This is a genomic window from Burkholderia sp. BCC0097 (assembly GCF_902832985.1).
GTDB classification, from domain to species: domain Bacteria; phylum Pseudomonadota; class Gammaproteobacteria; order Burkholderiales; family Burkholderiaceae; genus Burkholderia; species Burkholderia orbicola.
This window is the reverse complement of record NZ_CADFDM010000010.1, coordinates 35226-48931: the sequence shown is the minus strand read 5'-3', so window position 1 is coordinate 48931 and position 13706 is coordinate 35226. Positions and strand designations below refer to the sequence as shown.

14 protein-coding genes are annotated in these 13706 nt (G+C 66.2%); 2 read left to right on the top strand and 12 right to left on the bottom strand.

All coding sequences use genetic code 11. The features are described from left to right. Positions 1–2 precede the first annotated feature (2 nt). Positions 3–1247 (top strand): flagellar hook protein FlgE, encoded by a 1245-nt coding sequence (gene flgE, locus HWX07_RS29250; protein ID WP_175878645.1) that lies wholly within the window; start codon positions 3–5, stop codon positions 1245–1247. Positions 1248–1346: 99 nt separating this feature from the next. Here the strand turns inward: flgE and asd are convergent, their stop codons facing one another. The 8 genes from asd to HWX07_RS29210 all read right to left on the bottom strand — a co-directional run bounded on the left by asd (position 1347) and on the right by HWX07_RS29210 (position 8055). Continuing rightward, entirely contained in the window at positions 1347–2468 is a 1122-nt protein-coding gene (gene asd / locus HWX07_RS29245) for an aspartate-semialdehyde dehydrogenase (RefSeq protein WP_175807848.1), read from the bottom strand. Between the two features lie 85 nt (positions 2469–2553). Further along, complete coding sequence (locus tag HWX07_RS29240; protein ID WP_006756675.1) at positions 2554–2673, bottom strand: hypothetical protein; 120 nt, start codon at positions 2671–2673, stop codon at positions 2554–2556. 119 nt (positions 2674–2792) lie between these two features. Continuing rightward, positions 2793–3860 carry a 3-isopropylmalate dehydrogenase gene (leuB, locus tag HWX07_RS29235; RefSeq protein ID WP_175878644.1) on the bottom strand — a complete coding sequence of 356 codons (1068 nt, stop codon included), beginning with the start codon at positions 3858–3860 and terminating at the stop codon, positions 2793–2795. Positions 3861–3939: 79 nt separating this feature from the next. Beyond that, positions 3940–4590, bottom strand: coding sequence for a 3-isopropylmalate dehydratase small subunit (leuD, locus tag HWX07_RS29230; RefSeq protein WP_175878643.1), 651 nt, complete (start codon positions 4588–4590; stop codon positions 3940–3942). Between the two features lie 67 nt (positions 4591–4657). Beyond that, on the bottom strand, positions 4658–4804 hold the full coding sequence (locus tag HWX07_RS29225; RefSeq protein ID WP_011548098.1) for an entericidin A/B family lipoprotein: 147 nt from the start codon (positions 4802–4804) through the stop codon (positions 4658–4660). 3 nt (positions 4805–4807) lie between these two features. Next, positions 4808–6217, bottom strand: a complete 1410-nt coding sequence (gene leuC / locus HWX07_RS29220; RefSeq protein ID WP_175807847.1) for a 3-isopropylmalate dehydratase large subunit — start codon at positions 6215–6217, stop codon at positions 4808–4810. A gap of 215 nt (positions 6218–6432) precedes the next feature. Beyond that, positions 6433–7191: a Tat pathway signal protein gene (locus HWX07_RS29215; RefSeq protein ID WP_175878642.1), complete on the bottom strand. Its 759-nt coding sequence runs from the start codon at positions 7189–7191 to the stop codon at positions 6433–6435. Positions 7192–7233: 42 nt separating this feature from the next. Next, positions 7234–8055, bottom strand: a complete 822-nt coding sequence (locus HWX07_RS29210) for a hypothetical protein (protein ID WP_175878641.1) — start codon at positions 8053–8055, stop codon at positions 7234–7236. A gap of 411 nt (positions 8056–8466) precedes the next feature. Between HWX07_RS29210 and HWX07_RS29205 the strand changes: the two genes are divergently transcribed. Continuing rightward, entirely contained in the window at positions 8467–9192 is a 726-nt protein-coding gene (locus HWX07_RS29205) for a glutathione S-transferase (RefSeq protein WP_175878640.1), read from the top strand. Positions 9193–9261: 69 nt separating this feature from the next. Here HWX07_RS29205 and HWX07_RS29200 read toward each other — a convergent pair whose 3' ends face one another. From HWX07_RS29200 to HWX07_RS29185, 4 genes are all read right to left on the bottom strand, one after another. Next, on the bottom strand, positions 9262–10824 hold the full coding sequence (locus tag HWX07_RS29200; protein WP_175878639.1) for an amino acid permease: 1563 nt from the start codon (positions 10822–10824) through the stop codon (positions 9262–9264). A 102-nt stretch (positions 10825–10926) separates the two neighbouring features. Continuing rightward, entirely contained in the window at positions 10927–11391 is a 465-nt protein-coding gene (locus HWX07_RS29195) for an Lrp/AsnC family transcriptional regulator (RefSeq protein ID WP_175807842.1), read from the bottom strand. Positions 11392–11488: 97 nt separating this feature from the next. Beyond that, a complete protein-coding gene (locus HWX07_RS29190; protein ID WP_175878638.1) occupies positions 11489–12247 on the bottom strand; it encodes an arginine deiminase family protein in 759 nt (252 codons plus the stop codon). Between the two features lie 208 nt (positions 12248–12455). Then, on the bottom strand, positions 12456–13706 hold the full coding sequence (locus HWX07_RS29185) for a DUF1479 domain-containing protein (RefSeq protein ID WP_175878637.1): 1251 nt from the start codon (positions 13704–13706) through the stop codon (positions 12456–12458).

Sequence of the window (13706 nt, the reverse complement as noted above, 5' to 3'; positions counted from 1 at the left end):
ACATGGGCTATCAGCAGGGTTTGAGCGGGTTGGCCGGGGCGTCGAGCAATCTCGACGTGATCGGCAACAACATCGCGAACGCAAACACGGTCGGCTTCAAGCAGGGACGCGCGAACTTCGCCGACATGTACGCGAATTCGGTCGCGACGTCGGTCAACACGCAGATCGGCATCGGCACGCGGCTCGCGTCGGTGCAGCAGAATTTCGGCCAGGGGACGATCAATTCGACGAAGTCGTCGCTCGACGTTGCAATCAACGGCAACGGCTTCTTCCAGATGTCGAGCAACGGCGTGACCACGTACTCACGCGACGGCACGTTCCACCGCGACAAGAACGGCGCGATCGTCGACGCGCAAGGCCGCAGCCTGATGGGCTATGCGGCAGGCGCCGGCGGCGTGATCAACACCGCGCAGACCGTGCCGCTGCAAGCGCCGACCAGCAACATCGCACCGCGCGCGACGAGCAAGATCACCGGCCAGTTCAACCTGAACGCGCAAGACAAGGTGCCGGCCAAGACGCCATTCAACGCGACCGACAACACGACGTACAACTACAACGCGTCGATCCAGTTCTACGACACGCTCGGCGGCTCGCAACAGGTCACGATGTACTTCGCGAAGAGCGCGGCCGGCACGTGGCAGGCCTACGCGGGCGTGCAGGGCCAGACGCCGACGAATCTCGGCACCGTCACGTTCGATGCATCGGGCCGGCTCAGCTCGACGACGTCGGCCACGACCGGCCAGCCGACGCCGAGCCTCGGCCAGTTCGCGTTCTCGATCCCGAACACGACGGGCGGCGCCAATCCGCAGAACCTGACGCTCGACCTCGGCGGCACGACGCAGTACGGCGGCAAGGACGGCGTGAACAATCTCGCGCAGGACGGATTCGCGAGCGGCACGCTGACGACGTTCTCGATCGGCACCGACGGCAAGCTCACCGGCAACTATTCGAACGGCCAGAGCGCGGTGCTCGGCCTGATCGCGCTGGCGAACTTCAACAACCCGAACGGGCTCGTGAACATCGGCGGCAACCAGTATGCGGAAACGGCCGCGTCGGGCGTGCCGCAGATCTCAGCTCCTGGCAGCACGAACCACGGCACGCTGCAGGGCAGCGCCCTCGAAAACTCGAACGTCAACCTGACGACCGAGCTCGTGAACCTGATCACCGCGCAGCGCAATTACCAGGCGAATGCGCAGACGATCAAGACCCAGCAGGCCGTCGACCAGACGCTGCTGAACCTGCGCTGAACCACGCATGAAAAACGCGCCGCGCCGACCCCGAATCTCGAGGCCGACGCGGCGCGTCGTATCATGCAGCCCGGCCCGCGGGCCGGACAGTCAGCGTGCTTACTTGTCGAGCAGGATGCGCAGCATGCGGCGCAGCGGCTCGGCCGCGCCCCACAGCAACTGGTCGCCGACCGTGAACGCCGACAGGTATTCGCCGCCCATCGCGAGCTTGCGCAGGCGGCCGACCGGCACCGACAGCGTGCCGGTGATCTTCGCCGGCGACAGGTCGCGCATCGACGCTTCACGCTCGTTCGGCACGACCTTCACCCAGTCGTTCGCCGATGCGAGGATGCCGTTGATCTCGTCGAGCGGCACGTCCTTCTTCAGCTTGATCGTCAGCGCCTGCGAGTGGCAGCGCATCGCGCCGATTCGCACGCACAGGCCGTCGACCGGGATCGACCCCGGTTCGCCCATCGCCGGCTTGCCGAGGATCTTGTTGGTTTCCGCGCCGCCCTTCCACTCTTCCTTCGACATCCCGTTGCCGAGATCCTTGTCGATCCACGGAATCAGCGAACCGGCGAGCGGCACGCCGAAGTGGCTCGTCGGCATCGCATCGCTGTTCATCGCGGCCAGCACGCGACGGTCGATGTCGAGGATCGCGGATGCCGGATCGGCGAGCTGTTCCTGGACCGCGCCGTTCAGCGTGCCCATCTGCGACAGCAGCTCGCGCATGTTCTGCGCGCCCGCGCCCGATGCGGCCTGGTAGGTCATCGCCGTCAGCCAGTCGACGAGGTTCTCGCGGAACAGGCCGCCGAGCGCCATCAGCATCAGGCTGACCGTGCAGTTGCCGCCGATGAAGTTCTTCGTGCCCTTGACGAGCGCGTCCTTGATCACGTCGAGGTTGACCGGATCGAGGATGATGACCGCGTCGTCCTTCATCCGCAGCGACGATGCCGCGTCGATCCAATAGCCGTTCCAGCCGGCCGCGCGCAGCTTCGGGAACACGTCGTTCGTGTAGTCGCCACCCTGGCACGTGATGATCACGTCGCACTTCTTCAGCTCGTCGACGTTGGTCGCGTCCTTGAGCGTAGTCTCGTTTTTAGCGAACGACGGCGCCTTGCCGCCCGTGTTGCTGGTGCTGAAGAACACCGGTTCGATCAGGTCGAAATCGCCCTCTTCCTGCATGCGCTGCATCAGGACGCTGCCGACCATGCCGCGCCAACCTACGAGACCTACGTTCATGACTAACCCTTTGCTTTGAATGGAGCTTCCCCGCCATTTCCGTCCCCGCGTGACCGCGCGGGGAAACAGGCGGGCACGACGGCGATCAGCGTTTAATGATCGTTTTCGTGGTAATGGTTTTCGTGATGACGATGGCGCGCGCACCCGCACGGGCAGTGTTGCCGTGGAGTTTCAGGACCGGGGAGATCAGGGAAATCAGCGCCATCGTTCGAGTCTACACAAAGCCGGTGGCCCGCACAACGGCCAACGGTGCGCGAACCGGCCGATTTTTCCGGCCCGTTCGCGCCCTTTTCATCTTAATTACCGGACTTCATTTCCGTCCGCTTACAGCGCCGCGACCACCGCGTCGCCCATCGCCGCCGTGCCGACCTGCTTGCAGCCCGGCGTCGCGATGTCGCCCGTGCGATAGCCTTGTTCGAGCACCGTTTTCACCGCACGCTCGATGCGATCGGCCTGCTGGGCGCGATTCAGCGAGTAGCGCAGCAGCATCGCGGCCGACAGGATCGTCGCGAGCGGGTTTGCGATGCCCTTGCCCGCGATGTCCGGCGCCGAACCGTGCGACGGCTCGTACAACCCCTTGTTGTGCTTGTCGAGCGACGCCGACGGCAGCATGCCGATCGAACCCGTCAGCATCGACGCTTCATCCGACAGGATGTCGCCGAACATGTTGCCGGTGACGATCACGTCGAACTGCTTCGGCGCCTTCGCGAGCTGCATCGCCGCGTTGTCGACGTACATGTGCGACAGCTCGACGTCCGCGTATTCCTTCGACACGTCGATCATGATGTCGCGCCAGAACTGCGACGTTTCCAGCACGTTCGACTTGTCGACCGACAGCAGCTTCTTCGCGCGCTTTTGCGCGGCCTGGAACGCGACGTGCGCGATGCGGCGCACTTCCGGCTCCGAATAGCGCATCGTGTCGAAGCCTTCGCGCTCGCCGGCGAACGGGCCGTCCGGCGCCGCACGCACGCCGCGCGGCTGGCCAAAGTAGATGTCGCCGTTCAGTTCGCGCACGATCAGGATGTCGAGCCCCGCGACGAGTTCCGGCTTCAACGGCGAGGCATCGACGAGCTGCGGATAGCAGATCGCCGGGCGAAAGTTCGCGAACAGCTCGAGGTGCTTGCGCAGCCCGAGGATCGCCTGCTCGGGGCGCAGCGCGCGCTCCAGCGAGTCGTACTTCCAGTCGCCGACCGCGCCGAACAGGATCGCGTCGGCCTGCTTCGCGAGCGCCAGCGTCGCGTCGGGCAGCGGATGGCCGCTCGCCTCGTAGCCCGCGCCGCCGACCGGCGCCTGTTCGAGTTCGAACTTCTCGTCGAGTGCGTTCAGCACCTTCACCGCTTCATTGACGATTTCCGGACCGATGCCGTCGCCGGGCAGCACTGCAATCTTCATGCGAAATTCCTGACTGGGTAGATTGTTATGGAGGCAGGCCGGCGAGCGCACGCACGGCACGCCCACCCGCCACGCGCGATCAGCCGACCAGCTTGGTGTTGAGCCACGGCTGCTTCACGAGCCGCTCCGCCTCGAACTGGCGGATCTTGTCCGCGTGGCGCAGCGTGAGGCCGATGTCGTCGAAGCCATTCAGCAGGCAGTACTTGCGGAACGCGGCGATCTCGAACGGATACTCGCGGCCGTCGCCCGCGCGCACGACCTGCGCGTCGAGATCGATCGTCAGCTCGTAGCCATTGAACGCGTAAGTATCGTTGAACAGGTGATCGACCTGCTGCTCGGTCAGCACGATCGGCAGCAAACCGTTCTTGTAGCAGTTGTTGAAGAAGATGTCGGCGAAGCTCGGCGCGATGATCGCGCGGAAACCGTACTGCTGCAGCGCCCACGGCGCGTGCTCGCGCGAGCTGCCGCAGCCGAAGTTCTTGCGTGCAAGCAGCACCGATGCGCCCTGGTAGCGCGGCTGGTTCAGCACGAAGTCCGGGTTCAGCGGGCGCTTCGAGTTGTCCTGGCCCGGCTCGCCGTGATCGAGGTAACGCCACTCGTCGAACGCGTTCGGGCCGAAGCCCGTGCGCTTGATCGACTTCAGGAACTGCTTCGGGATGATCGCGTCGGTGTCGACGTTCTCGCGATCGAGCGGCGCCACGACGCCGGTATGTACATTGAATTTTTCCATGATCCGTCTATCCGGTTGAAGGGCCGGCATTCAGCCGGCGCACATCGACAAATTCTCGGCGGGAACGTCACTCCGCGGCGCGCTTCAGTGCGCTGCCGGCGGCGTTGACGTCTTCCCCGAAGCCTCGGACGGTATTGCAGCCCGCGAGGCCGAAGCCCAGCCCCGCCAGCGCCAGCGCGGCAACCAGCCGCGCGATGACCTTCGATGCCGTCACGTGTTACCCCAGCTGGCGAATGTCGACGAAGTGACCTTCGATCGCCGCGGCCGCCGCCATCGCGGGGCTCACGAGGTGCGTGCGGCCGCCCGCGCCCTGCCGGCCTTCGAAGTTGCGGTTCGACGTCGACGCGCAGCGCTCGCCCGGATCGAGCCGGTCGGCGTTCATCGCGAGGCACATCGAGCAGCCCGGCTCGCGCCATTCGAAGCCCGCATCGGTGAACACCTTGTCGAGCCCTTCGCGCTCGGCCTGCGCCTTCACGAGGCCCGAGCCCGGCACGACCATCGCGAGCCGCACGTTCGACGCGACGCGACGGTTCAGCTTCTTCACGACGTACGCGGCCGCGCGGATGTCCTCGATCCGTGCGTTCGTGCACGAGCCGATGAAGATCTTGTCGACCTTGATCGATTCGATCGGCGTGTTCGGCTCGAGCGCCATGTACGCCAGCGCGCGCTCCATCGCGTCGCGCTTGACCGGATCCTTTTCGCGCTCGGGATCGGGCACGCGACCGTCGATCGACGTGACCATTTCCGGCGACGTGCCCCACGTGACCTGCGGGACGATCTCGGCCGCGTTCAGCTCGACCACGCGGTCGAACTGCGCGCCGTCGTCCGACTTGAACTGGCGCCAGTATTCGACGGCCTGATCCCATTCCGCGCCGGTCGGCACGAACGGACGGCCCTTCAGGTAGTCGATCGTCGTGTCGTCCACCGCGACCATGCCTGCGCGCGCGCCGGCCTCGATCGCCATGTTGCAGACGGTCATGCGGCCTTCCATTGTCAGCGCGCGAATGGTCGAGCCGCCGAATTCGATCGCGTAGCCCGTACCGCCCGCGGTGCCGATCTTGCCGATGATCGCGAGCACGATGTCCTTCGCGGTACAGCCGCGCGGCAGTGCGCCCTCGACCTTCACGAGCATGTTCTTGCTCTTCTTCTGCAGCAGGGTCTGCGTCGCGAGCACGTGCTCGACTTCCGACGTGCCGATGCCGTGCGCGAGCGCGCCGAACGCGCCGTGCGTCGACGTATGCGAATCGCCGCACACGATCGTCATGCCCGGCAGCGTCGCGCCCTGCTCCGGCCCGATGATGTGGACGATGCCCTGGCGCACGTCGTTCATCTTGAATTGGGTGATGCCGAATGCGTCGCAGTTCGCGTCGAGCGTGTCGACCTGCAGCTTCGAGACGGGATCGGCGATGCCGTGGCTGCGGTCCGTCGTCGGCACGTTGTGGTCCGACACGGCCAGGTTCGCGCTGATGCGCCACACCGGACGCTGCGCGATCTTCAGCCCTTCGAATGCCTGCGGGCTCGTGACTTCATGCAGCAGCTGACGGTCGATATAGAGCAGGGTCGTGCCGTCTTCCTCGGTGTGGACCACGTGGGTGTTCCACAGTTTGTCGTAGAGAGTCTGTGCCATGGGTATGCGGGGTCGTTGTGACTACAAGCCTTGCGGATGTGGTCGATTATGCCACGCAGAACGCGCGCCGGCGCGGGCCGGACGCGAAAAAACCCATTAAAAACAGTGGTTTGGCTGGTAGTGCCAATACCTGTATCGGCATTACCAGCCAAAACGGGGCACACACGATCCGGCGCGAGACGATTGCGCGTGCGGTGCCCGTGTTCGCCCCTCGCCTACCCGTTCGGATATTCGCGATTGATCAGGGCGAGCCGCAGCATCGCGAGCTGTATGCCGGCGTTGCTCATCAGGTAAAGATCGCGCCGCCGCATCGCCGGCTGCTGGGCCGATGCATCGTAGACGCCCGGCAGCGCCAGTCCGGCCGGCACCGCCGCCTGCATCCCCGCCGCGTTCGACACGCGCACGGCGAGCGACGCCTGATCGCGATGCGTGACCACGCCGACCTTGCCGAGCGCCGCGGCCGACCCGGCCTGCCTGACGATCGCGGCCACCACGCCGTCGGGCGTCGGTATCGGGCTGCCGGCGACTGCGGCGGGCGTCGCGATCGACGTGACGCCCGCCATCAGTCCGTACTTCGACGCGAGCACGCTCGCGACTTCCTGCTGCGCGAAAACCGGCGCCGCGACTTTTTGGCGGAGCTGGAACACCGCATCGGCGATCGCCTCGTTCACGGGGCCCGGCACCGGCGCAGCGGCCGATGCCCCGGCGCGACTGCTGAAACTGAACGCGGCAATCGCGTTGATGGCGGCAGCGTCGACCGTTGGCGGCGTCCACGAGAAAAACGTGTCGAGCAGGTAAGCGGTTTCGTCGGCGGCGGCCGCGCGGTCGTTCAGTTCATTCGTCAGCTTGCCGAGCATCTGGCGTTGCAGTTCCGCGTCGGAAACGGGCGCGTCGTCCGCGAAAGCGGGCGCGGCAGCGGCGCACGATGCGGCGAGCAATGAAGTGGAAGCCAGGAAATGGCGGCGATTCGTCATGGTCAGGGGATACGGGATTCGAATGAGAAACAATGGAAGGGATCAGCCCTTCGGGAACGCCTGCATCGTCGCGGTCATCGCGCGCGTCAGCATCTGCGCATACATGTCGTGGACGAGATAGAGGCTGCGGTTGCGCGTCCACGGCTGGCCCGACTGCGGGTCGTACGTCGTCGGCAGCGGCACCTCGGCGACCGCGGCCGCCTTCATGCCCGCCTGCTGCGAAGTCTGGATGCAGCGCTTCGCATGATCGCGATGGCCGACCACCGCGACGGTGCCCATCGCCGCCGCGCCGCCCGCGCGCGATACGGCCACGGCCGCGACACCCGCGGTGCTCAGGTACACGATCGAGCCGTCGCTCGCGGTCACCGGTTCGATCGACGACAGCACGTCGGCGCCCAGTCCGTATTTCGACACGAGAAAGCGTGCGATTTCCCACTGCGCGTAGACCTTGACGGGCTTCAACTGGCGGATGCGGTACACGACGTCCGCGAGCGCTTCGTTCACGGGTCCCGGATCGGGCAGCGCGGACTGGTTGCCGCCGGTGCTCGACGTATTGCCGCTCGCCGCGTTCGGCCGATTGCCGAAGCTGTACGCGACGATCGCGCCGACCTGCGCGGCCGGCGCCGTCGGCAGATCCCATGTGAAGCCGACGTCGGTCATTGCCGGCACGATCGCGTCGACCGTCGCCGCATCGCCGAGCTGGGCGTTCAGTTTCGCGGATATCTGCGCGGCAAGCGCGGCGTCGCTGACCGGCGCCGACGTGACGTCGTCGTCGCCGCATGCGCTGAGCAATGAAGCCGCGGCGACGGCGGGCGCGGCGGAGAGGAACGTTCTGCGGGACGAAGCCGGGATATGCTGACTCATGAGTACGAGACGAAAGGATGCGAATGACGAACGCACCTGACGACAGGCACGATCGCAGGATTTCGCGAGGTCAAGGGAAAAGCCCATCGGGCAACCACGCACGGATCGGCATCGCGACGTATTGCCGAGCGACGAAGCACGATCGTAGGCGGCGTCGGTTAAATTGCAGTGAAAACGGCGGTCGAATCTGCTCGGCCGCCGCGCCGTTCCGCCGCTGGACGCATCCGTTTCATCGGTGGCGAGCGCATCGCACCTCTGTTTCGCCGGTGGCCAGCACAGGGCGTTCTTCTACGGCTCCGAAGGCCGCACTTTTCCTTCGATCTCCTAGACTGTCTATTCGCAGCGGGCGCCGCATGGCCGCCCCGCCGTCACGCAGCCGGCAGCATTCGGTGCAACGAACAGGAGAACAGCATGCGATATGAACTCTATTACTGGCCCGAGATCCAGGGCCGCGGCGAATACGTACGGCTCGCGCTCGAGGCAGCCGAAGCCGACTACGTCGACGTCGCGCGCGAATCGGGGCGCGGAATGGGCGTGTCCGCCATGATGCGCATGATGGACAGCTCGAAGGCCGAATGCGTGCCGTTCGCGCCGCCGTTCCTGAAGACGGGCGACGTGCTCGTCGGGCAGACCGCGAACATCCTGCTGTTTCTCGGCGCCCGGCTCGGGCTCGCGCCCGACGACGAAGCCGGCCGGCTGTGGGTTCATCAGATCCAGTTGACCGCCGCCGATTTCATTACCGAGATCCACGACACGCACCACCCGATCGGCAGCGGCCTCTACTACGAGGACCAGAAAGCGGAAGCGGCCGAACGCTCCGCCGATTTCATCGAGAACCGGTTGCCGAAATTCCTCGGCTACTTCGAGCGCGTGCTCGACCAGAATCCGCACAAGAGCGGCTATATCGCGGGCAGCGCGCTCAGCTATGCGGACCTGACGATGTTCCAGTTGATCGAGGGCCTGCGCTATGCGTTCCCGAAAGCGATGAAGCGCGCGGAGCGCAAGGTCGCGTCGCTCGTCGCACTGCACGATCGCGTTGCGCAGCATCCGCCCATCGCGCGCTATCTCGAGTCGGAGCGCCGCATCCCGTTCAACGACATGGGAATCTTCCGGCACTATCCGGAGCTGGACAAATAGCGACGCGGCACGTGCCTCCGGCCATGCGATGCGGCCGGCTACCGTTGCTTCGCTATCGCCCGCGGGCGATCAGTGCGGCTGCCCGTGCTGCGAGGCGGCCACATCGACGGCTTCGACCGAGCGCGTGAGCCAAGGCCCGATGTCCATCTCCTCGTAGCGCACGAGCCGGCTCTTGCGCGCGCGGCGATACGCCCACCAGATCGCGACGAACAGCGGAATCCACACGTAGATCGACAGCACCTCCATCCAGTCGATGCGCGCCGCGAAGAACGCCTGGTAATCCTGGCCGAGCGAAATCACGATGCAGATCGCGATCGCGAACAACGGCCCGAACGGAAACCATTTCGCGCGATACGGCAACTGGTCGAGCCGATAGCCCTGCTTCAGGAAGCCCTTGCGGAACCGGTAATGGCAGACCGCAATGCCGAGCCACGCGATGAAGCCGGTGATGCCGACCGTATTCAGCAGCCACAGATAGATGCGCTGGTTGTTGGTCAGCGACGTGAGGAAGCACAGTCCGCCGACGGCCATCGTCGCGTACAGCGCGTTGCGCGGCACGCCCCCCGGCGACAGCGTCGCGAACGTCGCCGGCGCGCGCCCTTCCGATGCGAGGTTGTACAGCATCCGCGTCGCCGCGTAGGTGCCGGAATTGCCGGCCGACAGCACGGCCGTCAGGATCACCAGATTCATCGCGCCGGCGGCGAGCGGGAATCCCGCGTGGCTGAACACCAGCGTAAACGGGCTCACGCCGACATCGGTCACGTCGCTCTTCAGCAGGTTCGGATCGGTGTACGGCACGAGCAGGCCGATCACGAAGATCGCGAGCACGTAGAACAGCATGATCCGCCAGAAGATCTGCTTCACCGCGCGCGGAATCGTCTTGCGCGGGTTTTCCGATTCGCCGGCCGTGATGCCGACCAGCTCGGTGCCGAGAAACGAGAAGCCCGCGATCAACGCGACGCTCATCATCGCGTGCACGCCGCCGACGAACGGCGCGTCGCCGGTCGTGAAGTTGCGCCAGCCGACCGGATGCCCGGTGCCGGTATGCCCGCTGCCGGTATGCCCGTCGCCCAGCACGCCGGCCGCGATCAGCAGCCCGGCCGCGATGAACGCGATCACGGTGACGACCTTGATCAGCGAGAACCAGTATTCCGATTCGCCGAAGCCGCGCACCGACAGCGTATTGAGCAGGAAGATCAGCACGAGAAAACCCGCGCCCCACCACACGCCCGGCACCGACGGAAACCAGTAGCGCATCACGATCTGCGCGGCGACCAGCTCGATCGCGATCGTCACCGCCCAGCTGTACCAGTAGGTCCAGCCGAGCGCGACGCCGAAGCCTTCGTCGACGTACTTCTCGCCGTAGATCGCGAACGAACCCGATACCGGCATCAGCGCGGCCATCTCGCCCAGCCCGGTGACCACGAAGTAGACCATGATCCCGATCGCGACATACGCGGCGATCGCCCCGCCCGGCCCCGCCTGCGCGACCGACGCGCCCGACGCGACGAACAGCCCCGTGCCGATCGACCCGCCGATCGCGATCATCGCGATGTGGCGCCCCTGCAGACGGCGCTTCAGCGTCGTCCCGGACGGCGCGGCCGTCTGCGCTGCCGCTTGCATGGCATCCATAGTGTTCACCCTGATTGTGATCCCGCCAGCCGATTTGATTTGGAATGCAAATCGGTTGCCCCGGTCATTCGCATCGAAACCGGCCCTGCCGGGCCGGACGCCTCACACGACGCTGCGCTTGATCGCCTGCAGTTCGGCCGTCGTCACGATCTTCTCGATCCGGAAGCGCGGGCTTTCCAGCCACGCGTTCGCGATCCGGCGGTATTCGTCGAGATCCTCGCACGCGAGCCGCACCAGAAAATCGAACGTGCCGCTCACCAGCCAGCAATCGAGCACGGCCGGATTCGCGCGCATTTCCTCTTCGAACGGCACCTGCGAACGCCCGTGGTCGGCCAGCACGATCTGCGCGATCACGACGATCGGCTTGGTCGCACGCGGCGCCTTGATCACCGCGCGATACCCTTCGATCACGCCGAGCGCCTCGAGCCGCTCCACACGCGCCTGGCACGGCCGCGGCGTGAGGTTCACGAGTTCCGACAGCTTCCGGTAGGAAATGCGCCCGTCGGTACGCAGGATGTCGAGGATCCGGAGATCGATCTTGTCGAGCTGCATCTTCTTGTCGGTCATCCGCGTTCGCTCCGGTCGGGTCGTGGCTGGTGCGCGCAACGTCTGCCGTTCCGCGCGGGGCCACATTATCCGGCCGAAGCGGCCGCGCGCCAATCGGCTAGAACCGCAGCGACAGGCAGGTCAGGCCACCGTCCATCTTGCGGAATTCGCTCGTGTCGATCACATGCAGCGGCAACCCGAGCGACGCGATCGCGTCATGCACGCGCGGGTACCCGGCCGGCGTGATCAGCGTGCCGTTCACGCGCAGCGTGTTGCCCGCGTATTCGTCGGCGGCCGAGATCGCGATCCGGCGATAGTCGGCGAACGCAGGGTGTGCGGCCAGCGCGTCGGTCACGAGCAGCGTGTCATCGCCGAGCGCGTTGACGACCGATTTCAGGTGCAGGCCGGCGCCGACCGGCACCGCGACGACCGAATAGCCGTGGCGCGACACCAACGCTTCGAACGCGGCGATGCCTTCCGCGTCGGTGCGGCTCGTCAGGCCGATGAAGAAGCGCTTGCCGACCTGCATCACGTCGCCGCCGTCGAGGCGGCCGGACTGCATCGGCAGCAGGTCGCGATGCGCGGCGAGCGCGGCTTCGATATGAACGGTCTCGCCGCGCCGCGCAGGCGCGCCGGGGCACGTGATCACCGCGAATTCGGGCGTGACGACCGCGACGTCCTCGACGAAGTGCGAATCGGGAAACGCATCCAGCGGCGGCAGTTCGGTCAGCTCGACGCCGAGCGCGCGCAGCGCGTCGCAGTATGCGTGGAACTGCGTGAGCGTCTTGTCGTAATCGGGCGCACCGAGTTCGGCGGTGGTCAGACCCGCGCCGCAGGACGGCGCGGGACGACGAACGATCGCTTGCGTGAATTGCATCGACTCCTCCATGGTCTGCCGCACCCGTGCGGCGCACGGGCCGGCGGCGTTGTGTCCGGACCATTATCGGAAGCCAAATTGCGCAATTCGCGTCGATTTCGGCGGCGCCGACAGCCGATTGCGTCGAATTGCGCGCGTCACGCAGCGGATTCGGCAGACCGGCCGCCCGCCCTCTCGCGAACGGCGGTTTTCGCCCGCCTCACACGCTTTACGCGTCGGGCTCGAACCCCATCTGCGCACGGCCGAGCGCCGTGAGTTCGCCCGCCTGCGCGCGCCCGTCGAAATCGACCTCGAAATGATCGGCCGGGAAATCGGGCGGGCTGTCGCCACGCAGGAACGCCGCACGCTGGCGTTGCAGGTACGCATCGTTCTTCGCGCAGCCGGGCGCGGCCGCGATGTACATCACGTTGCTGTCGCCGCTGCCGAGATGCGCATCCTCGACCGCATGCACGACGTCGCCGTGCCAGAACACCGTGTCGCCTGGCTCCATGTGCGGGATCGGCACCAGTGCGTCGAGCAGCAGCGCGTGCCATTCCGGGCGGATCGACAGCGCTCGGCCGGGACGCGCGCCGCACAGGTCGTCGTCCGCGACGTCGTCCTGCAGCGCGCGCAGCACGACATAGGCCATCGCGTTCGCGACCGGGATCAGCTGCAGCGTGCCGTCGCCGGGCCCCTGCGGCGTCAGCGCGGTCCAGCCCTGGAAAGTGCGAAACATCGAACACACGGCCGGCGACGGAATTTCCTCGACGTCGGGGCGGAACGCCGCATCGAACGGATCGTAGTCGCGCCAGCGGCCGGCCAGCACGTGACGATAGACCTGCCGAAAATTCGCGCCGAGCCAGCGCTCGACGGAGCCGCCGTCGACATGCGGCGACAGCCCGAGCGACGTCGAACCGGGCGGCCGGCGGCGAATCCGGTCCGCGTACGCGGGCACCTGATCGGGATCGAAATGGGTACGCGCGCCGTCCGCATGTCGCCACAGACGGTTCAGGAACACCCGCGCCCGCGTCAGCGCCGGCGACTGGCGCGCGGCCACCTGCGGCTTCGACCAATAAACGCCGTAAATCTGCGGCTTGCCCGACGCGAGATTGCCGAAATAGCGGTCTTCCGCGCGTGCATGCAGCCGCTCGGTGAAACGGTTCGCATCCAGATACGCACCGATCTCGTCATTCCAGTCGCGTGCCTGCTGCGCATCGAACACGCCGCGGATCACCACCGCACCATGCGCGCGGATCGCGGTCGTCGCGTGCGGATCGACCCGCCCACCCGCGATATCCGCGAACGGCACGACCGGAATCACGTCCCGGCCGTGCGCGTGCGCGCGGCGGATCGCGTCGACCTGCCGTGCGATGTCGCCCTCCACTTCGCGGAACGTGGCCGCGTAACCGGGCAGGTCGGCGCGTAGCGCCCGTTTCGCCGCGCGAATCGCGGCGGGCAGATCGTCAATCGTCAGTTGCAT